The organism is Apibacter sp. wkB309, from assembly GCF_002964915.1.
GTDB lineage: Bacteria > Bacteroidota > Bacteroidia > Flavobacteriales > Weeksellaceae > Apibacter.
The window spans coordinates 1-23,687 of sequence record NZ_PSZL01000022.1; the positions used below are offsets into that span (position 1 = coordinate 1).

Genomic DNA, 23,687 nt, shown 5'->3' on the forward strand with positions numbered 1-23,687 from the left:
CTAAAATATTGCAACGGCTCAGAAACCACTTATACGTATGATTCGGAAAGAAGAAGACTTACTGATTTACAAGTTTGGGTATCACCGAAAACGCAAGGAACAGGAGTAAAAACTCAGATCATTAGTAACAAATATACCTATGATGCTGTTAGCAATGTATTAAGCATATCCAATCAAGCCCCACTACCTCAGGACAACCAAAAGACTATGGGGGGACAAATGCAGCATGACTATGCCTACGACGGACTTTACCGCTTAGTACAAGCACAAGGAAGTTACACAGGAGCGGATAACAAAACGGCCGCATACAGCTTGCAAATGGGCTACGATAACTTACATAATATCGTAAGCAAAAACCAACAAGTAAGTCAACAAGGCATAATGATTGAAGGCGGATTAAAAGCAGGTTATGACTTAACGTATACCTACGATTCAACGAAAAAGAATCAAATAAAAACCGTTCAAGACATCAATTACAGAGAAGAAGAAAGTAAAGAAGAAGAAAAACGCCAAGAGCACAAGAATTATCACTATGATTTAAACGGAAATCTAACCTATGTAAATGTAGAATTAGAGAAGAAGGATTTAAGAAAAACCAGCCAAACGCAAGAAAGGAAATTACGCTGGGATGAAGAAAACCGATTAATGTCCATAGATGATAATGGGTATGTAAGTAACTATGTATACGATGCTTCAGGAGAACGAGTAATCAAAACAAGCGGCGAAAGCGAACAAGTGTATATCAATTCCTTATTCTCAGGCGGCAACACCGAAACACAAGGATTCACGGCCTATATTAATCCTTACTTAGTAGTAAGTCCTAATGGAAAATATACCAAACATTACTACGCAGGAAGCCAACGAATAGTAAGTAAGCTGGGAGATATAGAAAGCTTTGGCGCAGATCCGAGAAGAATAGAGTATGCAGGATCAAGCGTACCCGGAGTAACGATCAACTGGAAAGCGAAGTACCAAAGAAGCATTGAAGACTTAAAAGGGAACTATGCGTACTTTGAAGTACCGTATAACGGAAAAGACAATGATGATTACGTAAACGGGGAAGGTTTCTGTTGTTCTCAGAATACAGCCTTAAGAGCAGGGATAGGAATCGGCAATGTGAACTATGAGAAAATGCAGTATTATTATCACCCTAATATTAGTAGGAGATAAAGATGATAATAAATTAAAAATGTATAAAAGAAAGATATGGAAAAAGAATGTGAGTTTGTTATAAAATTAGATAATAATTCTAATTCGGAAATAGTGTGTAAAAATGATCAATATAATGTTAATTTAGTTGAAAATTTAGGAGCTGAAAAATTTATATATTAATTTTTAAATATAATTTTCAAATAAATACACCTATGTCCGCTATGTAATTAGCTTGATTTTTTTATTACTCTCTAAATCTTAATTTAAGTAACGAAAATTAAGTATAAATCTAAGTTATGATCATAACAGTGGACTGCTAATCAAAGGATTGAACATTACTTTTATAAATATTTTAATTGAATAATTTTAATCAATATAAAATTTATCTATAAAAATTATATATTTGTCGGCTATTTTAAAAATTGATTGAATTGTGAATTGATCTTTATATGGAGTTAAACTATATAAATTAAAATCTTAAAAAAATATTGCTACTATAAAACATTTTCAAGATATCTACTAAAATTTATTTAATCTAAAATTTATATAAACAAATAATAACATTATGAAAAAAATTTTATTATCATTAATGATAACATTTAGTATGTTTTCATATGGACAATTTAACAAATTAGCTCTTCCGGCAAAAGTTTATTTAAAAAATGGAGAATTAAAAGAAGGTAAAGCTTATATTAATGATCAGCGGTCTAGATTAGGTATAAATGGAGTAGGCTTCGGTAAAAAAAATAAAAAATACATGAAGGAGATATCTTTTACACCTACAAAAGCTAAAGGTGTAAAAAGTGAAAAAATAAATGTGGAAAATATAGATAAAATAGAATTTGAAACCAGATCAAAAATGTTTGGTAGAGAAACTAAAATTGCTACATATAGACCTATTTTAATTGAAAATGAAGTTCAATTAAGCAAAGAAATTGTTCCAAATAAATTATATGCTTTAGTAAAAGTTCAAACGATTGATATGACTGATAAATTACCCGGAGACGATCATGCTCAAAAAAAAGTGTACTATATTAAAAATGGTGATTCTTATGAGAAAACAACATTAGCTTCTATAAAGATGAAATATAAGTGTTCAATGGATGAGGATGGAAATCGAGAAGAAAAGATAGCTAAATGTCTAGAGGGGAAATAACTATTAACTAATATAAATTTTAAAATATGAAAACCCCGCTTTATAACGGGGTTTTATGATATTTATATAAAAATCCGGAATTATGAATTCTAAATGAAATCATAATATTTCGTAACAAATAAAATAGAAAAAGTTCAATGATTTCAAATTAGAAAAGTTTCAAAATAAAAGATTTTCAATCATCCATCACATATTAAAAAAACTTTTTCAGTTTATAGCCATAGTATGTATTGTTAATGTTAACTCTATCCCTAATTTTTATCAAGGAAAAAAATTTTGGTTAGTAATATTCAATGAAAATTTTTAATTAATCCAATAATCAATCTAATCCCGTTTAATAATAATATATATTTTTTTAAGTTGCTATTTTCTAATAAAATAGATGTAAGTGCTAAAAAATACTATTTAATTAGATAAATTCATTTTATCCTTTAAAGCTTGTATTTCGTCTCTATATTGAGCAGCCGTTAAGAAATCTAAATTTTTAGCCGCTTTTTCCATTTCTTTTTGTTTTTTAGAAATAATTTTTTCTAAATCTTCTGATTTATATTGAGGTTCATCCTCTGCCACTTTTTTAATTTCATGTCTTGGAGCATACGATTTCACTTCATTATCCAAGTTATTAATAGAAATGTTAGTTATTTTTTTATTTAATGGTTGAGGAGTAATATGATGTTCTAAATTATATTGATTTTGAATTTCCCTTCTTCTGGCAGTTTCATCGATCGTTTTTTTCATACTATCCGTCATTTTATCCGCATACATAATAACCTTACCGTGAATATTACGAGCGGCTCTACCTGCAGTTTGCGTTAGAGAACGATGCGAACGTAAAAACCCTTCTTTATCGGCGTCAAGTACAGCTACTAAAGAAACTTCGGGAAGATCTAATCCTTCACGTAATAAATTAACACCAACTAAAACATCGAATTTACCAATACGTAAATCCTGCATAATTTCAACACGTTCCAACGTATCAATATCTGAATGAATAAATCGAGTTCTTATCCCAAATTTTGTAAGATATTTAGTTAATTCCTCCGCCATACGTTTAGTTAATGTAGTAACTAATACCCTTTCATCCTCTTCAATTCTTTTTTGAATTTCAGCCATCAGATCATCAATTTGATTTAAAGAAGGTCTCACTTCAATTACAGGCTCCAGTAATCCGGTCGGACGAATAATTTGTTCAATGTATATTCCTTCACTTTTCTGCAATTCATAATCAGCTGGAGTAGCGCTAACATAAATGACCTGATTCTGCATCATTTCAAATTCCTCAAATTTTAAAGGACGGTTGTCTAGTGCGGCAGGAAGTCTGAAACCATGTTCTACCAAAGTTTCTTTTCTGCTTCGGTCTCCTCCGTACATGGCATGAACCTGAGGTAAAGTAACGTGACTTTCATCAATTACCATTAAATAATCTTCAGGAAAATAGTCTAATAAACAGAAAGGCCGAGTTCCGGGTAGACGACCATCGAGGTATCGAGAATAATTTTCTATTCCCGAACAATATCCTAACTCTTTAATCATTTCCAGATCAAATTCAGTTCGTTCTTTTAAACGGTGAGCTTCCAGATTTTTACCTACTTCATTATAATAGTCGACCTGCTTACCTAAATCGATTTGTATGTTTCGTATAGCATTATTTAATGTTTCCGGAGATGTCACAAATAGGTTAGCCGGATATATATTGATACTTTCAATAGAATCAATTACATTATTAGAAACATAATCAACATTTTCAATACGTTCAATCTCATTTCCGAAAAATTGAATTCGTATTCCTGTATCTGAATAAGCAGGAAAAACATCAATTACATCCCCTTTGACTCTAAAATTTCCTCTTCCAAAATTGATTTCTGAGCGTGAATATAAGGCATTTACTAAAGATTGCAGTAATTTTGTTTTTGAAATAGCTTGACCCACTTTTAATGAAACCATGCTACTTTTAAATTCTACCGGATTTCCAATACCATATAAACAAGAAACAGAAGAAACCACCAATACATCTCGTCTGCCGGAAAGCAGGGCAGAAGTAGCGCTTAAACGTAATTTTTCAAGATTTTCATTAATGGATAAATCTTTCTCTATATACGTATTGGTAGTAGGCATAAATGCTTCTGGCTGATAATAATCGTAATATGAAACAAAATATTCTACTGCATTATTTGGAAAGAATTCTTTAAATTCCATATAAAGTTGGGCAGCCAACGTTTTATTATGTGCCAGGATGATAGTCGGACGTTGAATTTCTTCAACCACATTGGCAATAGTGAAAGTTTTACCCGAACCGGTTACTCCTAATAGAGTTTGATACTTTTCATTTTTTAATATTCCTTTGGAAAGTGATTCAATAGCCTGAGGCTGATCGCCTGTAGGCTTAAATTGAGAAACTACTTGAAATTTCATATATTAAAAATATAAATGTAATAAAATATATATTGATAGTACTCTTTTTACTAAAAAAGGTTTTTTACTGTATAAAAACAAATATGTTAAGGCATTAATTATCATTTGAAACCTAGGTTTCAAAAAAAATGTTACATTAAATTAAGTAATGTTTTATTTACTTAAATAAGGAAGATAATAAATTTAAAGTTTGAAACTTAAATTTATAAATAATAATCAATTAAAGGATGTTAAAATATTATAAAATAATGATAAATTTAAACACGTTGCGAGATAGTTTATTTTCGTTTAACGAGTTCATCTCTTAATTTCGCTGCAGTCTCATAATCTTCATTTTCTATAGCTTTAGAAATTAAATCATTAATCTCGAAATCGGTTAAATGGGCGAATGAATCTTCAATATCATTGATATTTAATTGATTTTCAATGGTATCTAACGCCTTTTCAAAAGTTGATTCATTGGATAATTCTTCTTCATTCATTTCCATATATACCCCTGCTTTTTCTAAAATTTCTTTATTGGCATACACGGGAGCTTCAAAACGCACGGCTAAGGCAATGGCATCAGAAGTGCGAGAATCTATTTCAATTTCCTCATCGGTATCTATGTTTTGAAATAAAATATTGGAGTAAAATACTCCGTCTTTCAATTTATATATAAAAACAGCTTTTACAACAAAATGTAAACTTTTTGCAAAGTTAGCAAATAAATCATGAGTAATTGGTCGGGGAGGAGGAAAATCTTTCTGTAATGCTAAAGCAATGGATTGTGCTTCAAAGTTTCCTATAATTACAGGAATTTTCCTTTTACCAAAATCTTCTTCTAAAATAAGAGCATAAGCTCCGGATTGAGTTTGGCTGTATGAAATACCTCTAATATGTAGTCGAATTAAATCCATAAATTATATATTACTCAATGAAAACATAGTAAAAACTGAAATAACAATGCAATTTACGAATTTTTTTTAGAATTTTTTAATAGATATTTATTTTAGGGTTACAAAGGAACTTTTATTTATATAAATTAATAAAATCCTTTTTTGTTGATAAATTAATTTCTAATAATATTAAAAATATCAACAATTTTAAGATGAATGCAGCTTCCAAAAAATTTCTTTGCCAATTTAGAAAAAGTAGGCGTTAAATCGGAAACATAAAATTCATACAAAGGATTTTTAGATTGTGAAGTCAATTTTTTATTTTCAAGGTCTTGTTTAATGTAATTGGCAACGATCAGCGGAGAATCAATAACCTGTATTTTATTTAAATAGAAATTTTTAACTTCATTAATAATGATAGGATAATGAGTACACCCTAAAATTAAAGAATCTATATTTTGTAGCTTTTTATTAGTTAAATACGTTTTAAGAACTATAGAAGATATTTCATGATTATTAAAACCTTCTTCAATTACCGGAACCAGCAGGGGAGCAGCTAGTTCATGAACATTTATATGTGGATTTAGTTTTTGAATGCTTTTTTTATATATATGAGAAGATATGGTAGATTTGGTAGCTAACACACCTACATTTTGATTAAAAGTGAAGGCTACTTTTTCAGCTACGGGTGAAATAACATCATATACCGGCACATTTTTTTCATTTGCCAATGCAATCACTTCTTTTAAAGCGTTGGCAGTAGCAGTATTACAGGCAATAACAATAGCTTTGCAATTATTTTCGAGTAAAAACTTAGTTATTTTTATCGAATATTCGGTTATAACTTCTTTAGATTTATCTCCATAAGGCAAATGCTTTGAATCTCCGTAATAAATTAGACTTTCATGAGGTAACAAACGTTTTATTTCCTTCGCAATAGTAAGTCCTCCCATTCCGGAGTCAAAAATACCAATAGGTCGATCTTCTTCTTTCATTGGTGCAAAAATAAGTGTTTATAAGTTATTAATCAATGAAAAAAAATTGGGCAATAATTCCATCCGTAAAAAATAAAGATTCCGGATGAATAGTTACTATTTGATTGGATATTCTTACTTTTTTAGTTGCTTCCAGTTTCTTTAGTTCTTTATAAAAGTGTTTCATCAAAGAAGATGAAAATTCTTTCTCCAATTCATCAATATTGATTCCCCAAACGGTACGTAGTCCCAACATGATTTTTTCATTAAAACGATCTTTTTCACTAATTACTTCTTCCTCATAATTGAGTATATTCTTTTCGATTGCTTTGAGGTATTTTATATTATGGGAAACATTCCAGCTTCTTTTATCTTTTCCATTATAGGAGTGGGCGGAAGGGCCTATTCCCAAATAAGGTTTATTTTTCCAATAGGAAGTATTATGTTGAGAAAAAAATGTTTCTTTACCAAAATTTGAAAATTCATATTGGATATACTTATGCTCAATTAATTTATTTCTAAGCATTTCAAATTGTGTTGCTTGTTTTTCCTCATCAATAGGTGGAAGTTTATTTTTTCTGATTTGAGCTTCAAAAGCGGTTTTTGGTTCAACAGTAAGCGCATAGGATGAAATATGAGGAATTCCTAAAGAGATAGCTTTTTCAAGAGTATACATCCATCTTTCATGAGTAGTAGTTTGTCCCCCATAAATCAAATCAATTGTAATATTTTCAAAACCAATATCTTGAGCGGATCGAACAGATTGAATTGCTTCATCTGCATTGTGGTTTCGATTCATAAATTTGATATCCTCATCAATAAAAGATTGAATCCCAACACTTAGTCGATTTACAGGAGTTTGATTTTTGAGGAATTGAAGATATTCTACAGATAAATCATCCGGATTTGCCTCAAAAGTAATTTCCTTTGTTTCAGACATATCGTAATGTTCCTTAATTATAGTAAATAAGTATTCAAGTTCTTTATAATTAAGGATTGAAGGAGTTCCACCACCAAAATAAATGGTCTTAATGGGGCTAATCAATTCATTTTTTCTTAAAATCAATTCTTTACCTATAGCTTGTATCAATTGTGATTTATAGTTGAATTGAGTTGAAAAATGAAAATTACAATAATTACATTTTTTTACACAAAAAGGAATATGAATATAAAGTCCTGACATAGTAAAATCATTGCAAAGATATTATAACTCAAGGAAATGTTGAATCATTTTAATTAATTTAACTTAAATTAATAAATGCTTTTTAAGCAAATGGTTATGACATAATACCTGATAAATAGTATAATGTTGATTAAATTCAGTTATAAAAAGTAGAAATTTAAAAAATGTGTATTATCAATGAATAAGTTTTATTGATATCGGAAGCTAAAGAGGTAAGTCTGCCTTACAAGTATTTAAATAGGGAATAAGTAACGCAAAGTTAATATGCAAGTAAGAACTAAAATAAAGTAAAAAAAAGCTCAAATTTAATTTTAAATTTGAGCTTTATATATTTTATAAATTTATTGTAAAAAATCATCCAAAGCTTTTGCCATTGATGGACTTTCTTTGGTTGGTGCAAAGAAGTTAACAGTTAATCCTGCTTCTTCAGCAGCTTGTTTGGTGGAATGACCAAATATACCGATACTTATGGAATCTTGTTTAAAATCTTTATAATTATCAAATAAGGATTTGATACCGGAAGGACTAAAAAATACTAAAGCATCGTATTCTTTAATATCTTTAATTTGTGAAGCCACATCGCTACTTACTGTACGGAAAAGTATAGCTCGGGTATAATCTACTCCTGATTTGTCTAATGCATCAGGGATATCCTGGTTAAGCACATCAGAAGTTGGTAAAAGATATTTTTCATTAGGGTTCTTCTTCAAAAGAGGAATCATATCTTCCGCCTCTTTCTCTCCAAAATAGATTTTTCTTTTTCGGTATACAATATATCTTTGAAGATATAAAGCAATAGCCTCAGATTGACAAACATATTTCATGGAATCAGGTACCGTAAAACGCATTTCATCGGCCAGTCTAAAAAAATGATCGATCGCATTACGGCTGGTAAATATGATTGCGGTAAAATTAGAAAAATCGATTTTTTGTAATCTAACATCTTTTGCATCAGCGCCTTGCACATGGATAAAAGGACAAAAATCAATTTTTATTTTATGCTTTTTTTCAATGTCAAAATATGGTGAACTATCGCCAGCGGGCTTTGATAGAGAGATTAAAACGGATTTTATTTTCATAATAAATTAAAATTTATCTCCTAAAAACACTAATTTTAAAACATATAGTGCCGGTAAGATTTCGAAAGCGCAAAGGTACAAAAATTCATAATAACCAGGAAGTTTTATTTGATTTTTAATGAAGAACATCAGCCAAATCCATTCTGTAACCAGTAAAAATGATAGCGTTCCCACTACAAGGTAAGGAGCATATTGAACCGAAATATCTGTATAATATATTGTAAAACAAAGTAGTATTGTAATAAACAATTTGATAAACAAAAAGATAAATCGATTATTATAATTAATCTGATATTCTTTGTTTTTTCCTAATATCAAAAGAAAGCCGTTTCCTAACGTATAAGAAGATACTTGATATATAGTTAAAATTACAAATAATGAGATTAGTTTTAAAGCTTCCGTATTATAAAAAGGAATTACTACCGTAAAAAAAGGAAGAAGAGTTAAAGCCAAAATTACTGTATAAACAAAACTACATATAGCAACATACAGAGTAAAATTCTCATTTTCGGTAGGTATAGACCTAAAACGGAAAATGGGTTCATCTTTAGGAATTAATAAAAATCTCGAAATAATCAATAATAGTAAAGATCCTAAGAGAATAAAATTTACCAGATTGTCCCCTAAAGGTATTTTTGTTATTTCCAAAATTTAGATGATTTACTCTATAAATTAATCTTCATCAATAAAACGTTTGGTAATAGGAGAATAAGAGTCAATACGACGATCTCTTAAAAAAGGCCAATGTACTCGGTAACTGTCAGATTGTTCGGTTTCAATTTCCACAACCATAACCTCTTCATTTTCATGAGAAGCTTGTTGTAAAATAGTGCCGAATGGATTAGAAACAAAAGATCCACCCCAAAATTTCATCGCGCCGTCTTGTTCATATCCCACACGATTAACACTTACTGTATGCACTCCGTTGGCAATTGCATGACTTCTCTGAATGGTTTGCCATGCATTATATTGTTCGATGTTTGTGTCTTCATCTTGAGTAGAAGCCCAACCAATAGCTGTAGGATAAAATAGAATTTCAGCACCCAATAAAGCCGTAATACGAGAAGCTTCGGGATACCATTGATCCCAACAAATTAATACTCCAATTTTAGCATATTTGGTTTGAAAAACCTTGTACCCTAAGTCTCCCGGAGTAAAATAAAATTTTTCATAATATGCAGGATCATCAGGAATATGCATTTTGCGATATTTTCCTAAATATTGACCATCGGCATCAATAATTGCAGTAGTATTATGGTATAATCCTTTGGCTCTTTTTTCAAAAAGAGAAGCAACAATAACTACATTTAATTCAGCTGCAATTTTTCCCAATCGGTCCGTAGTTGGGCCGGGAATAGTTTCAGCTATTTTAAAATTATCGTAATTTTCAACATCACAAAAATACAGGGATGTAAATAATTCTTGAAGACAAACTATTTGAGCACCTTGAGAAGCTGCTTTTTTAATTCCTTCAATTGCTTTCTCTATGTTATTCTCAATATTATTGGAACAGCTGGATTGCACCAATCCGATTTTTACTTTTGCCATTACTTAAAAATATATTTTCAAGGTTTTTTCACTTACAAAAATAAGTTATATTTTATAAATTATAGTGCTCAAATGGCATCAATTTGAGAATTAAACTCGTTGGCAAAAGTTTTAACCTGTTTCCAATCTGTATATTCTATTACGGTTGAAGAATCAGTTGGACCTTTAGTCATTGTCATAATAAATTGAATCATGAGCCTGTCGAAAGTTGAATAGGCAGGGTAATTTAATAAGCCACCAAATAAACCTATATGGTTTGGCTTCCATTTAATTTTATTTAAAAATTTTTTTGCGTATGGATTGTTTTCAACCAATCTTCTTTCTTTATTTCTCGATATTAAGCTTATTGAGAAAAAAGCATTCGGTATCGAACTTAGTTCTTGAAAATGAGTATTTATATATTTTTTTACTTTATTTCTATGGTATCCATACCGAATACTAGCCCCGATAATTACACCATCAAAGTTAGAAAGTGATGGAATTGGATCATTAATTGATACTATAGTTACCGTAGCCCTTAAAACAGCAGCAATGAACTTGGAAATTTTAATGGTTTGACCATCGGTAGTAGAATATATAATCAAAACTTTTTTTTCTTTTGATGACATATGACAATAAAGTTTTTAGTGACTGCAAAATTACTCATAATAAATGTAATAGCCGGTATGTATGAATAAAGCTTTTATGAATAAGAAGTGTTAAATATTACAAAATTAAATTTCAGATAAATATATTTAGTAACTTTGTTAAAAGTTAAAGGTAATGACTCAAATAGCCAGAGATAAACAAGAAATTTTAAATACTCTATCGCATGGGATGGGAATTGTATTGGGGGTTGTAGGACTTATATTTCTATTAGTAAAAAATAAGAATAGTAATATATACAGTACCTTAAGCATTTGGACGTTTGGTCTTTCGCTCATCATCTTATATACCTCTTCAACCATCTATCATTTTTTTGTGAATGAAAATTGGAAGAGAAAAGCTCGCGTTTTAGATCACATGAGCATATTTTTACTGATTGCAGGAACGTATACGCCGATTTGCCTGATCACATTGGAAAAAAGTTCGGGATGGACGCTTTTTACTATCGTTTGGACTATAGCAGCTTTAGGTATTATCATGAAAATTTTTTTGACCGGTAAGGTTGATAAGTTATCTTTACTTCTTTATTTGGTTATGGGTTGGCTTTTGGTATTCGACATAAAGAATATCGCAAATTCTATGACTTCTCAGGCTTTGCTTTTTTTAGTTCTGGGGGGAGTTTTGTACACTCTGGGAACTATTTTTTATGCAAGGGATAAGATGCCTTATGCTCATTTTATATGGCATTTATTTGTTTTAGGAGGAAGCGCATCCCATTACGCCATGGTATACTATATTATATAAATTTTTAATGAAAATAGTTGGATTAACAGGAGGAATGGGGGTAGGAAAATCCACGGTAGCCAAATTATTTGAAGATTTTGGTTTTCCGGTGTTTAATTCCGATATAAGAGCAAAGGAACTAATGGTTGAAAACGATGAGCTCAAAAGGAATATAATTTCACTTTTAGGGCAAGAGGCTTATGAAGGAGACACTTTAAACCGTAAATATATAGCAAAAAAAATCTTTACCGATAAAGAGCTTCTTAAAAAACAGAATCTTTTAGTTCATACTGCTTTGCAACACGACTTTCAGTTATGGAAAAGTAAACAGAATGCCCTATTTGGAATCAAAGAAGCAGCCATTTTATTTGAAAGTGGTTCTTACAAGGATTGCGATTTTACGATAGCTGTTACTTCTCCCGATCATCTACGGATGCAAAGAATACTATCCAGAGATCATTTATCCGAAACTGAAGTTAAAGAACGTATTCAACATCAATGGCCTCAGAGTAAAATTGTAAAATTATCCACCTTTCATATAAATAATGATTCGGATTATGAAAATTTAAAGAATCAGGTCATTCAAACCGTCAATATCTTAAAAATCAAATGCAAACAGACTAGTTAGTTCGAACGATTTTAGCCATATAAAACCCATCAAAACCACAAACAGATGGCATCAATTTTTTCTCTTCAATCAACTGATAATTGGAGTTTTCTTTCAAAAAGTTTTCCACTTGTAAAGAATTTTCAGAGGGTAAAATAGAACAAGTTGCATAAACTAAGATTCCGTCTTTTCTAACAAGTTTGGAATGGTTTTGCAAGATTTGTCTTTGTTCCTCTCTAACACGGCTTATAAACTCTTCATTTAGTTTCCATTTAGCATCCGGATTACGTCTTAACACACCCAAACCGGAACAAGGAGCGTCAATTAGTACTCTATCTGCGCTATTTTCAAGTCTTTTTAATGTTTTAGAATCTTCAATAACTTTAGTTTGTATATTGTGAACACCATTTCTGCGAGCTCTTTGTTTTAACGTTTGCAACTTCCATTCATGAATATCCATGGCAATAATTTGGCCTTTGTTTTCCATTAAAGCAGCAAGTTGTAATGTTTTACCACCGGCCCCTGCACATGAATCGATAACTCTCATCCCGGGTTTTACGTCAACAAATTCTCCCACTCTTTGAGAAGATGCATCTTGAATTTCAAATAAACCGTCTTTAAAAGCTTGTGTTTTGAAAATATTTTTCTTCTCTTCCATTATAAGAGCATTTTTGTATCCCCTGATAAAATCAACAGTAATATTTTCTTCACTCAAAACGTCTTTAAGTTCTTCAGCTGTGATTTTAAGAGTATTAGCTCTTAAGATGGTTTGTGCCGGAACATTTAAAGCTTTTATTTCTTGGCTCCATGAATCGCCCAACTCTGATTCCAACACTCTTTGCATCCATTCAGGAATAGAATATTTTATGGCAAGAGTGGGAAAGGGAAGTTTAAAACGATCCTTAATCTTTTTTATATATACTTTTTCGAATTCAGGAAAAGGTTGAAGATCAATTTTATTACGGAGTAAGTAGGTGGCGATTATACTATCTATAGATTCGGGAGATAGCTTCTTATTTGCAAAAAATTCCAATTGGTTTTTCCAGCGTATAATCTCATAAAATGACTCAGAAACAAAGCCACGGTCTTTGCTGCCCCATTTTTTATTGAATTTCAAGGTTCTTTCCAACACCTTGTCTGCATATTTATTCGGCTCGAAAAAACTTTCTTCTAAGGCTTTATGTAAACCTATTATTAAATTTCTGTGTAACTTTATCTTTGAAATCATTTCGTATGAAAATATTTGCAAATATATAGGTTAATTATAACATGTATCAATATTTAAGCTAATGCTTAGCGTAATAAAAAATACATTTGTATTATAACAGTAATTACTTAACTACAAAATAAATAAAACTATGAAGGTATATTTCATTCCGGGATTAGGTGCAAAATGTCAATGCTTCAAGTTCATTAAGCTACCTGAAGGATTTGAAAAAATATATATTGAATGGCATCTTCCTGAAAAAAATGATAGTTTATCTACTTATGCCCGAAAGATGTCAGAAAAAATAGATCAATCCGAACCTTATATATTAGTAGGCTATTCTTTTGGCGGTGTCATTGTTCAAGAAATGAATAAGTTTATGAAACCCGAAAAAACCATACTAATAGCAAGTATGAAAGATAAAACCCAAATTCCCGGATTATTTAAAATTTTAAAGAAAATTAAATTTGCAAAATGGTTTCCCATGAAATTTTTTACAGGAAAGAAAATGCTTTCTTATGCATTTATGAGATCCGTCTATTTTAATACGATACCATCCAAAAAACAAAAAAGAAATCAAATCAAGTTAGACGAATTTATGGTAGATTTAAATTCAAAGTATTTTAAATGGTCTATTGATCAAATTGTAAATTGGTTACCGGAAAAAGAATGTGAAAAAATATATCAAATTCATGGAACCAAAGATATTATTTTTCCATTTAAGAAGATATATACCGGTTATGCGACTACAAAAAAAACAAATCTTGAAATCATAGAAAAAGGATCTCACCTTTTAGTATTGGAACTACCAAAAAAAGTGAATAAAGCATTAGAAAATATTATATTAAATGAATAAATAATAAAAATTGATGAAAAAAAAATTAAAACATTAGTAATACTTAAAATATTTCTTTTTTTAGTAAGTTTGTACAATATATAAACGTTTATTTAGATTCTAATTTAATAATTGCTAATGAGATCATTTCGACTTTTTTTATTTTTAATACTATTTTTTTTTCTAACTAAAGTGAAATTATATGGACAACAGAGTATTCCTTTTGATCAACAATATCTTTTGTCGGATAAAGTGTTGATTAATCCGTCATATACAGGATCTACCGATGATATTGTATTAAAAGCTACGTATCATCAACAATTTAGCAATTTTAATGAAAGTCCGAATACCCAAACCATCAGTACTCATTTCAATGCTTTTGACAGGGTAGGATTAGGGGCTTACTTTTTTAGGGACGAAAACGGTCCGATTACACTAACAGGAGCTAATATTTCAGGAGCCTATCATATTCCTTTAACGGATGAAGAGAACAGATCGGAAAGTCAGTTTTCATTCGGAACCTCGTTCAGTTTTTTTTCACAATCATTTGAATATTCCAAATTGAGACCGGAAGATGCAAATGATCCTCTATTATATGGTGATAAATCCGTATTTTTGCCTTACCTGAATTTAGGGATGTCTGTAGCCTATGAAGGTTTCTTTGCAGGAGTTTCTGTACAAGACATACCTTTAGGAAAAAACAAACCGGTGGTAAATTCCATTGAACCCTCACCTTCTTGGTATTATTTGAATTTAGGCTATAATTGGAAAATGATGGAATCCTTTTTTTTAGAGCCCTCATTTATGATGAGCTTAAATACAAATTCCGAAAGAATGATGGATTTAAATTTAAAAGCCAAATATAAAGATGATTTCAATGCTTTTGCTTTAGGAGTTAGTTATAGGACAGCAAAAGATTCTCAAGTTAGCGGCGGTCTTTCCGTGACGCCATTTTTACAAGCAGAATTAGGCAGGTTAAATTTTACTTTTGGATATAATTTTGGAATTACAGACGTTTTCAAAAAAGGAGGAGATGGATTAATGGTAGGTTTAGGATATAATATAGAAAACTTTATAAATCCGCAAGGATTTCGTTACAGATAGAAGAATTTTTGAAAAGATGACAGAATACGTAGTTTTAGTGAATGAGAAAGATGAGATAGTAGGTGAAATGGAAAAGCAAGAAGCCCATATAAAAGGTAAATTGCATCGAGCATTTTCAATATTTATTTTCAATAAAAAAAAGGAACTATTAATTCAACAAAGAGCAAAAATAAAATATCATTCCTCTTTGAAATGGACCAATACTTGTTGCAGCCATCCTAGAATTGGTGAAAGTTATATAGATGGAGCGCATCGAAGACTTAAAGAAGAATTAGGGTTTGATTGTGAATTGCACAAAAAGTTCGATTTTATTTATAAAGCAGAGGTAGGGGATGGCCTTATTGAACATGAATATGATTATGTTTTCATAGGCCAATACGATGGAGAAATAGTTATCAATCCCTTGGAAGTAGAGTCCATAAAGTGGATAAACTTAACAGATTTAAAAAAAGATATTGATTTGCATCCCTCTAATTATACTGAATGGTTTAAGATTATATTCGACAAATATGAAAAATATATTGAACATTACACCGGTTAATTTTTAATCAATAAATCCGATGGTATCTCAAATAGAAATTGTTTTAAAAGAACGAGCCAGAGGTTTTCATTTAATCACGGATGAAATCATCAATAAATTACCACCCCTTCCTCCGATCGGAATACTCCATCTTTTTATAAAACATACATCTGCAGGCTTAGCCATCAATGAAAATGCCGATCCCGAGGTCAGATTCGATTTAGAGAATATTTTTAATCATCTAGTTAAAGAAGGAGAACCTTACTATACCCATATTTATGAAGGGGAAGATGATATGCCTTCCCATGCTAAATCCATACTTTCAGGAACGAGTGTATCGATACCTATAACCAATGGAAAACTTAATTTAGGAACTTGGCAGGGCCTATATTTATGTGAATTTAGAAATAAAGGAGGAAACAGAAAACTAGTTGCTACTATACTAAGCTAGTTCTGCCTTTTTTTACCCTTTTTTAATTTTTATTATTCGATTTTACTGGATATGGCTATTGCTTTTTAAAGAAAGATTAGCTTGATATAAATAAATCAAATATAATCCAAAACCTAAAGGAAATAACAAGCTGGTCCAAGACAAAACACAAAAATAATAAGGAATTGAACCTTTATCTAAATAAATATAAAAACCTTGTATAAATAATAAACCTTCCGAAATAAAAAAGAAAAGTAAGAAAAAGAAAGTACCGATCTGCATTAAATTATTTCTACAGTTAATCCATTGAATTCGTATCATAAGTAAAGTAACAGCTAAAGTTGTATACATTCCAAGAACTTCCAAATGTATAAATCCTATACGTAAATTTTTAATCTCATGAGATAATTGAGCCATTTCCGGTACCAAAAGAAACAGTTGGAGAACATTTTTTGCAATAAAGGAAAATACAAAACAACCGTATAAAAGAGAAAGGATATAATACTTTATTTTACAAATTTTTACAATAAAAGGATGTATATACTTTAAATATAATACTAAAGCGGCAATGTTACTAAGAATCCCTAAAGAGTATACAAAATAAATATAAATCGAATGAAAATACCAGCTAAGAGGTAAACCAAATGTTAAAAGTATACCTCCTGAAATCAAAATATAAAAATACCTGGCAATTTTAGGCGGAATACCTAAAGTTTTACTAGATACCAATCGTAATAATAAAGCCAAAGAGCCCAATAAAAACCAACCGTTGATTTGGAAATGTAGATAAAATTGTATACAAATAGAATACATTATAGAGTTCTTACCTAATGTTCCCATTGTAATCCCTAGTCCCCAAATTCCAAAAGAAGATATGAGTATACAAGTTAATGCAGATTTAAGAAAAATAGAACTCAAGTCATTCTCTTGAATAAGATTCTTAAAAGTTATAAAGCAGAAATAATAAGAACATAAAATATGTATAACTGAAAACAAAATAGAAAACAGTCCATAACCTTGAATCGGAAAGCTCAATAACATTCCCAAAATAGTTATTTGAGTAATCCAAAATAAGGCAGAATAGGAGGATGAATTTTTTTTATTTTGAGGGATAAAATACAAATAGATTAATACATAATATATTTGATACAATCCTCCCAGCATAGCAATATGAGAATGAGTATGTAAAAAATTACCATACGGAAAACGTACCTCATAGTATTGAAATATCCTAAGTAAAAATCCTAGAACTCCGGCAACAAATACATTTAAAAAGTTTACAAATATCCACTTTTTAATCATCGTTTGTGATCTTAGTTCATAGAAGATTCCAATTGTATAGCTTTTGGAAACAAAATATTATTTTCCAAATGAATATGTTTGTGTAAATTTTGCTCAAATTCATCCAACATAGCAAAAGATACACGATACGTATTGCAAGCTTCCATAGGTGGAGTATAATTTTGAGTTAATTCGCAAATTCTTTTAAATCGTTCACCTTCAATGTCATGATCGTGCTTCATCATCTCAATAGGATTTTGTACAGTACCAAAATGAGGAGTTACAAAGGGTAAATTTTTATTTTTAGCTTCATTCAATTGACGGATAAAAGGAAACAAAATTCTTTCCTCCTTTTGTATATGTGCTTCTAAATCGTTTACAGAAGCTTCAAATAATTGATAAACTTCTACTAATTCGGGATGCCTAAAACCATGAACTTTCTGTACTTTATTTAAAAACTTTAACAATGAGGGGCTTTTTTCACGAATATATTGATGATGGATTTTTTCAATATAATCTGCCAATAAATCCGGCGGCCAAGATTTAAAATCAATGTTTTCCTCACGAACAGCTATTGCTTCATTGAGTTGATCGGTCAATTCTTTGATATCAATTGATTTTTTATCACAAGCTTGTTCGATGGTTCTGTCTCCTTTACAACAAAAATCGATACCGTATTTTGAGAAAACGGAAGCTGTTTGATAATTTTCTGCTACAATTTCTCCAATAGTTGCGTTCCAATTATGTTCCATATTATATTTAATTTGTTATTTTTAAAAAAGTTAAACCGGAAATTACATCCGTAATCATATCTTCAATACTGATTGATTGTAGAGTATCTTGTAATTGATTCCGAATAGCCTTAAATTTATGATGAGCAGGGCAGGGGTGATTCTCCGAGCATTTGGGTAATCCCAATGCACATCCCGTAAAAATTGAATCTCCATCAATAGCCGATACAATGTCGTATACTTTAATTTCCGATAAAGAATCAATAGGAATACTAAACCCACCCGAAGGTCCTTTATGGGAAGTAATTATATGATGCCTAACTAAAGTTTGTAAGATTTTAGCGGTAAACGCCTCCGGAGAATTAATTTCTGCGGAAATATCTTTCAAACCCGGTTTATTTCCTTTGAAAGATTGCGCACCAACAAATATCGTCGCTCTAATAGCATATTCACAGCTCTTCGAAAACAATTTCTAGATATTTAAATTGTGCCAAAGGTATAAAAAAAATAATAAAGGACAAAAATATCTTTTATTATATAGAAAATTATCAATATTTATATGGGATAAAAAATGCTTGATTTACAGAATAATAAATTAAATTAAGGTAAATTTTGATATATAAATTGTAAAATAAATATAAAACATTAATACCTATATCTTAAAAAAACATAATAAAATTAAATGGTATATTGAGTTAAGAAATTGAAAATGAATCAGTTATTTATAATCTTTTTAAATATTGAAGATAATAGGATATAAAAGTCTTATTATAATTTTTTAATTTGTATATTTGTAGAAATAAAACTATGTTTAATTTCTGCATTAGAAAATAATGTTTTCAAAAACAAGTGAATACGCAATTAAAATTATGATATATCTAAGTGCTAACAGTACAGTAGATAATTTGCGTCAAGTCAAAGAGGTAAGTGAAGCATTAGGCACTCCCGGGCCATTTACTGCTAAAATTTTGCAGCAATTGGTTAAAGCAGGTTTATTGTTTTCAATGAAAGGTAAAAATGGCGGGTTCACTTTAAGCAGAGAACTGGGGGAAATCAAGATTTCTGATATAGTTATAGCAGTTGATGGAGAAAAATCTATAAATCGATGCCTTTTAGGTTTAAAAGATTGTTCTTCAGAAAACCCTTGTCCTTTACATCATAAATTTTATAAAATTAAAGACGATTTTAAAAAATATGTTTTGGATTCAACCTTAGAAGTCTAACAATTAACTATTATACAACTATTAACTATTATTAAACTACTTTATTAAATGAGCACTAAATTACTTCAATCTCACAAAATACTTTTTTTAAATACATTAGCCTTTACCGTTTGCTTTGCCTGTTGGACACTCAATGGTGTTTTAGTAACTTACTTAGTAGATAAAGGCATATTTGATTTTTCAGTGGTAGAAACGGGATGGTTATTGGGAATTCCTGTTTTAACAGGGTCACTTTTACGACTACCTATCGGAATTTTAACGGATAAATTCGGCGGTAAATATGTATTTGCAGGTTTACTTTTGTTTTGTTCCATTCCTTTATTTTTACTGCCTATGGCCAAATCCTTTTGGGTATTTGCTTTATTAAGCTTTTTGTTTGGATTTGTAGGAACAAGCTTTGCTATAGGAGTAGGGTATACCTCTGTTTGGTATCCTAAAGAATGGCAAGGAAGAGCCCTGGGAATTTTTGGAATGGGAAATGCCGGAGCTGCTTTAACCACTTTTTTTGCACCGACTCTTTTAAACTATTTTTCAAAGAATGATCCCGATAACGGATGGAAAATGCTTCCGATAACTTATGCAACAGTGTTGTTGGTTATAGGAATTTTATTTCTACTATTTGCAAAAAATAAAAAACCGGCCGGAAATGCTAGAAATTTGAATCAAATGTTATCTCCATTAAAAAAAGGGAGAGTATGGCGTTTCGGTTTGTATTATTTATTAGTATTCGGTTTTTTCGTAGCTTATTCTCAATGGTTGGTTCCCAATTTCATGAACGTTTATGGAACGTCTCTAGTAGTAGCTGGAATGTTTGCTTCTTACTTTAGTCTTCCTTCAGGAGTAATAAGAGCCTTTGGAGGATATCTTTCAGATAAATTTGGAGCAAGGAAAGTTATGTATTGGGTATTAGGTTCTTCTGTCGCATTAAGTTTCTTATTAATGTTCCCTAAAATGGATATTTATACGGATGGACAAGGAGTTTCTGCATCCAAAAAAGGAATAGTAACTAAAGTTACGGCAAATAGCGTAACTGTTGATACTAAAGAATATTTAATTAATGAAAAAGAAGATAGAGCAGATAAGAAAAAAGATATATTTCCAACTAAAGAATCTTGGCAAGAAATTGTTGTAAAAGAAAACCAGCAGGTTAATAAAAAAGATTTATTAGCTAAAGGAATTACTGAAATCAGTTTTGATGCAAATATGTGGGTTTATTTAGTATTGGTAATATGTATAGGAATTTCTTGGGGAATAGGAAAAGCAGCAGTTTACAAACATATACCTGAATATTTTCCTAATGAAGTTGGGGTTGTAGGAGGCATGGTAGGCCTTATTGGTGGATTGGGAGGATTTATCGGACCAATTATTTTTGGATATTTTCTTAATTATACAGGATTGTGGACCAGTTCTTGGATATTAATATTTATTATTTCATTAACCTGTCTAATTTGTATGCACAGAGTAATATTAAAAATGACTCGTGAGAAAATGCCTGAAATTTATAATGATATAGAAAAAAAATAAAAGAATCAAATTATAACTTAAAATAAATTCAAATATGGGTACATGGCTAAAAGAATGGAAGCCTGAAGACAATAATTTTTGGGAATCTACAGGTAAGAAAATAGCTTGGAGAACATTAACAATAACTACAATATCCCTAACATTATCATTTATCGTATGGTATTTAATGAGTGGTATTGTAACTAAACTTCCGGGTATAGGTTTTAACTTTACCGAAAAAGAGCTATTCTGGTTAGCTTCACTTCCCGGATTAGCAGCCGGAACTTTGCGTATTGTCCATACTTTCTTAATCCCAATTTACGGGACAAGACATACGGTTACATTTTCTACCTTAATAAAATTAATACCGGTAATCGGTATAGCTTTAGCAGTAATGAATCCTGAAACTCCATTTTGGGTATTTGCTGTATTGGCTTTTACCATGGGATTCGGAGGTGGAGACTTTTCATCTTTTATGCCTTCAACCAATATGTTTTTTCCGGCTCGTTTAAAAGGAACAGCTTTAGGAGTACAAGCAGGTATTGGTAATTTTGGAGTAAGTATTGTACAATTTTTAACTCCGGCTTTACTGGGAGTAGCCATTGTAGGAGCTCCGGAAATTTTAAAAACTACCGATCCTATTACTCATGAAGTAACGACCAAACCGATTTATCTACAAAGCCCGGCTTTAATTTATGCACCGATACTAATAATAATGACTTTAGTTTGTTGGTTTGGCTTACGAAGCATCCCTTTAAAATCATCATTTAAAGAACAATTAGGCATTTTCAAAATCAAACATACTTGGTTTTGTACAATTACGTATTTTATGACATTCGGTACTTTCTCCGGACTTGCAGCAGCATTTCCGTTAATGATAAAATCATTATATGGAGACTTTCCGGGAGCTCCGGACCCGTTAAAATATGCATTTTATGGTCCATTAATCGGTTCTGCTAGTAGAGTAGCTTTTGGATTCGTTGCAGATAAAGTAGGAGGAGCCGTATTAACAACAATTACAGGTTTAGGATTTGCCGGTTGTATTGCAGTTATGATTACTATGGGATTAGTTGCACCAACTTCCATAGATCAATTTCCTTTATTCTTAGCTATGATGTTAACCATATTCTTTTTCTCAGGAATGGGAAATGCGGGAACTTTCAGACAATTTCCTATCATTTTCAAAGATAACCCGGTACATTCTGCTGGAGTAATAGGATGGACAGCTGCTATCGCAGCCTACGGACCGTTTATATTTTCAATGATTATTGGAGCTGAATTGCAATCATCTAAAGCTTCAGGATTGAAAAGTGTAAATTCTTTTTTCTGGGGAATACTTATATTTTCACTTTTAGCAACTGCTATAAATTGGTATTACTATCAAAGAAAAGGAGCTGAAAGACCAAGCTAAATAAATCATAAAAATTATGTTTAAATCATTTAGTACACTTAATAAACCGGCATTGTTAAAAGCAACTATTGCTACACTCTTAATTATTGCCTTAGTTTTTATAGGTTCGCGCAATCTTCAAAATTTTGACGCCGCATTAATAGCCTATTTATTTGGAGCTGTCTTTTGTGTATTTGGAGTAACCTATCGGTATTCCATTTGGCTGCAACGTCCGCCAACTAAAATGTATTGGAGACGTTCTTGGCAGTTTTTTTTCAGTAAGCATTTTATCGCTTATGCAATAAGAGGACTTAAATTATTTTGTCAAAATATACTTTTTCAAAAATTTATATACCCGAGAGGTCGAACTCGATGGATAGGACATTTTATGTTAGCCACCGGTTGTTTAATCGCATTTTGTATAACCTTTCCGCTAACTTTCGGTTGGATACATTTTACCTTAGAATCAGGTTCAATGACCACCTATGAAGCTCATATGTTTGGTTTTAAAGTAATGGATTTTCAATTAGGATCTTTCTTTGCTTTTTTAGTTTTTCATGCCTTGGTTTGGTGTTCTATTTTAGTTATCATCGGTTCAATCATGATGATGAAAAGAAGGCTTACCAACGGAGGCTTAATAGCTACACAAACATTTGACGGAGATTGGTTACCGCTACTTTTGTTGATAGCAATATCATTAACAGGAATCGGAATTGTTTTCGACTATACCTATTTGGACGGAAAAACCAATCAATTCATGTCAGTTTCTCACGCGGTTACTGTGATATTGTTTTTAGTATGGATGCCGTTTGGAAAATTTTTCCACATATTCCAACGTCCGGCGCAACTAGGTGCCAATATATATAAAACAGAAGGCATAAGACAAGGTATGGCGGTGTGTCCTCACACCAAAGAGGAATTTGCTACCAAAATGCACGTTAATGACCTTAAAACTGTTACCAAAGAATTGGGATTTGACTTTACCTTAGAAGACGGTAGCAGTCATTTAGACTATAGCCCGGAAGGAAAACGATCTGCCCTTGCAATCGCTCACTTCAAAACTAGAAAAGAATCCGGTAGTTTCTTCGGATAAAAAAATAGAAACT

The 23,687-nt window shown here is 30.9% G+C and carries 25 protein-coding genes; 13 read left to right on the forward strand and 12 right to left on the reverse strand.

The features are described 5' to 3' along the window. The 3 genes from C4S75_RS10115 to C4S75_RS05805 form a co-directional block, all read left to right on the forward strand. Positions 1-1,170, forward strand: a 1,170-nt coding sequence (locus tag C4S75_RS10115; RefSeq protein WP_221404065.1) for a hypothetical protein, incomplete at its 5' end; no start/stop codon positions are given. Between the two features lie 36 nt (positions 1,171-1,206). Next, positions 1,207-1,332, forward strand: coding sequence for a hypothetical protein (locus tag C4S75_RS10190; protein ID WP_255410594.1), 126 nt, complete (start codon positions 1,207-1,209; stop codon positions 1,330-1,332). A gap of 385 nt (positions 1,333-1,717) precedes the next feature. Then, positions 1,718-2,308 (forward strand): hypothetical protein, encoded by a 591-nt coding sequence (locus C4S75_RS05805; RefSeq protein ID WP_105297366.1) that lies wholly within the window; start codon positions 1,718-1,720, stop codon positions 2,306-2,308. A gap of 405 nt (positions 2,309-2,713) precedes the next feature. Here C4S75_RS05805 and uvrB read toward each other — a convergent pair whose 3' ends face one another. The 8 genes from uvrB to hemG form a co-directional block, all read right to left on the reverse strand. Then, entirely contained in the window at positions 2,714-4,720 is a 2,007-nt protein-coding gene (gene uvrB / locus C4S75_RS05810; protein WP_105297367.1) for an excinuclease ABC subunit UvrB, read from the reverse strand. Between the two features lie 278 nt (positions 4,721-4,998). Beyond that, positions 4,999-5,619, reverse strand: a complete 621-nt coding sequence (locus C4S75_RS05815) for a bifunctional nuclease family protein (protein WP_105297368.1) — start codon at positions 5,617-5,619, stop codon at positions 4,999-5,001. A gap of 152 nt (positions 5,620-5,771) precedes the next feature. Next, positions 5,772-6,593, reverse strand: coding sequence for a glutamate racemase (gene murI, locus C4S75_RS05820; RefSeq protein ID WP_105297369.1), 822 nt, complete (start codon positions 6,591-6,593; stop codon positions 5,772-5,774). A 28-nt stretch (positions 6,594-6,621) separates the two neighbouring features. Then, positions 6,622-7,755, reverse strand: coding sequence for a radical SAM family heme chaperone HemW (hemW, locus tag C4S75_RS05825; RefSeq protein WP_105297370.1), 1,134 nt, complete (start codon positions 7,753-7,755; stop codon positions 6,622-6,624). A gap of 341 nt (positions 7,756-8,096) precedes the next feature. Next, positions 8,097-8,834, reverse strand: a complete 738-nt coding sequence (locus C4S75_RS05830) for a uroporphyrinogen-III synthase (RefSeq protein ID WP_105297371.1) — start codon at positions 8,832-8,834, stop codon at positions 8,097-8,099. A 6-nt stretch (positions 8,835-8,840) separates the two neighbouring features. Beyond that, positions 8,841-9,482 (reverse strand): DUF4271 domain-containing protein, encoded by a 642-nt coding sequence (locus C4S75_RS05835; protein ID WP_158254223.1) that lies wholly within the window; start codon positions 9,480-9,482, stop codon positions 8,841-8,843. 24 nt (positions 9,483-9,506) lie between these two features. After that, entirely contained in the window at positions 9,507-10,382 is an 876-nt protein-coding gene (locus C4S75_RS05840) for a carbon-nitrogen hydrolase (protein WP_105297373.1), read from the reverse strand. 68 nt (positions 10,383-10,450) lie between these two features. Beyond that, positions 10,451-10,990 (reverse strand): menaquinone-dependent protoporphyrinogen IX dehydrogenase, encoded by a 540-nt coding sequence (gene hemG / locus C4S75_RS05845; RefSeq protein ID WP_105297374.1) that lies wholly within the window; start codon positions 10,988-10,990, stop codon positions 10,451-10,453. Between the two features lie 154 nt (positions 10,991-11,144). Here hemG and C4S75_RS05850 point away from each other — a divergent pair, with 154 nt between their 5' ends. Further along, positions 11,145-11,771: a hemolysin III family protein gene (locus C4S75_RS05850; protein ID WP_105297375.1), complete on the forward strand. Its 627-nt coding sequence runs from the start codon at positions 11,145-11,147 to the stop codon at positions 11,769-11,771. Positions 11,772-11,778: 7 nt separating this feature from the next. Beyond that, positions 11,779-12,378 (forward strand): dephospho-CoA kinase, encoded by a 600-nt coding sequence (gene coaE, locus C4S75_RS05855; protein ID WP_105297376.1) that lies wholly within the window; start codon positions 11,779-11,781, stop codon positions 12,376-12,378. Here coaE and C4S75_RS05860 read toward each other — a convergent pair. Beyond that, positions 12,371-13,585, reverse strand: coding sequence for an RsmB/NOP family class I SAM-dependent RNA methyltransferase (locus C4S75_RS05860; protein ID WP_105297377.1), 1,215 nt, complete (start codon positions 13,583-13,585; stop codon positions 12,371-12,373). The two genes, coaE and C4S75_RS05860, sit on opposite strands and share 8 nt — an antisense overlap. A gap of 130 nt (positions 13,586-13,715) precedes the next feature. Here C4S75_RS05860 and C4S75_RS05865 point away from each other — a divergent pair, with 130 nt between their 5' ends. The 4 genes from C4S75_RS05865 (at position 13,716) to C4S75_RS05880 (ending at position 16,474) form a co-directional block, all read left to right on the forward strand. Then, the gene (locus tag C4S75_RS05865; protein WP_105297378.1) at positions 13,716-14,420 is read left to right on the forward strand and encodes an alpha/beta hydrolase; all 705 of its coding nucleotides are present in this window, start codon (positions 13,716-13,718) and stop codon (positions 14,418-14,420) included. A 117-nt stretch (positions 14,421-14,537) separates the two neighbouring features. Beyond that, positions 14,538-15,503 (forward strand): PorP/SprF family type IX secretion system membrane protein, encoded by a 966-nt coding sequence (locus C4S75_RS05870; RefSeq protein ID WP_105297379.1) that lies wholly within the window; start codon positions 14,538-14,540, stop codon positions 15,501-15,503. A gap of 16 nt (positions 15,504-15,519) precedes the next feature. Further along, positions 15,520-16,044, forward strand: coding sequence for an isopentenyl-diphosphate Delta-isomerase (idi, locus tag C4S75_RS05875; RefSeq protein ID WP_105297380.1), 525 nt, complete (start codon positions 15,520-15,522; stop codon positions 16,042-16,044). Positions 16,045-16,063: 19 nt separating this feature from the next. Further along, on the forward strand, positions 16,064-16,474 hold the full coding sequence (locus tag C4S75_RS05880) for a secondary thiamine-phosphate synthase enzyme YjbQ (RefSeq protein ID WP_105297381.1): 411 nt from the start codon (positions 16,064-16,066) through the stop codon (positions 16,472-16,474). Positions 16,475-16,516: 42 nt separating this feature from the next. Here C4S75_RS05880 and C4S75_RS05885 read toward each other — a convergent pair whose 3' ends face one another. From C4S75_RS05885 to C4S75_RS05895, 3 genes are read right to left on the reverse strand one after another with little or no spacing between them, the layout of a single operon-like run. After that, positions 16,517-17,755, reverse strand: a complete 1,239-nt coding sequence (locus C4S75_RS05885; protein WP_105297382.1) for a hypothetical protein — start codon at positions 17,753-17,755, stop codon at positions 16,517-16,519. Between the two features lie 11 nt (positions 17,756-17,766). Beyond that, positions 17,767-18,486, reverse strand: a complete 720-nt coding sequence (gene ric, locus C4S75_RS05890) for an iron-sulfur cluster repair di-iron protein (RefSeq protein ID WP_105297383.1) — start codon at positions 18,484-18,486, stop codon at positions 17,767-17,769. Between the two features lie 7 nt (positions 18,487-18,493). After that, positions 18,494-18,934 carry an Rrf2 family transcriptional regulator gene (locus tag C4S75_RS05895; protein ID WP_105297384.1) on the reverse strand — a complete coding sequence of 147 codons (441 nt, stop codon included), beginning with the start codon at positions 18,932-18,934 and terminating at the stop codon, positions 18,494-18,496. 364 nt (positions 18,935-19,298) lie between these two features. On the opposite strand from C4S75_RS05895, the gene C4S75_RS05900 reads away from it, so the two are divergent. Genes C4S75_RS05900 through C4S75_RS05915 form a run of 4 tightly spaced genes read left to right on the forward strand, consistent with a single transcriptional unit; the run spans position 19,299 to position 23,674 of the window. After that, entirely contained in the window at positions 19,299-19,688 is a 390-nt protein-coding gene (locus C4S75_RS05900; RefSeq protein ID WP_105297385.1) for an Rrf2 family transcriptional regulator, read from the forward strand. A 48-nt stretch (positions 19,689-19,736) separates the two neighbouring features. Next, complete coding sequence (locus C4S75_RS05905) at positions 19,737-21,212, forward strand: nitrate/nitrite transporter (protein WP_105297386.1); 1,476 nt, start codon at positions 19,737-19,739, stop codon at positions 21,210-21,212. Positions 21,213-21,246: 34 nt separating this feature from the next. Further along, positions 21,247-22,602 carry an MFS transporter gene (locus C4S75_RS05910; protein ID WP_105297387.1) on the forward strand — a complete coding sequence of 452 codons (1,356 nt, stop codon included), beginning with the start codon at positions 21,247-21,249 and terminating at the stop codon, positions 22,600-22,602. Positions 22,603-22,618: 16 nt separating this feature from the next. After that, a complete protein-coding gene (locus C4S75_RS05915; protein WP_105297388.1) occupies positions 22,619-23,674 on the forward strand; it encodes an MFS transporter in 1,056 nt (351 codons plus the stop codon). Positions 23,675-23,687: the final 13 nt, after the last annotated feature.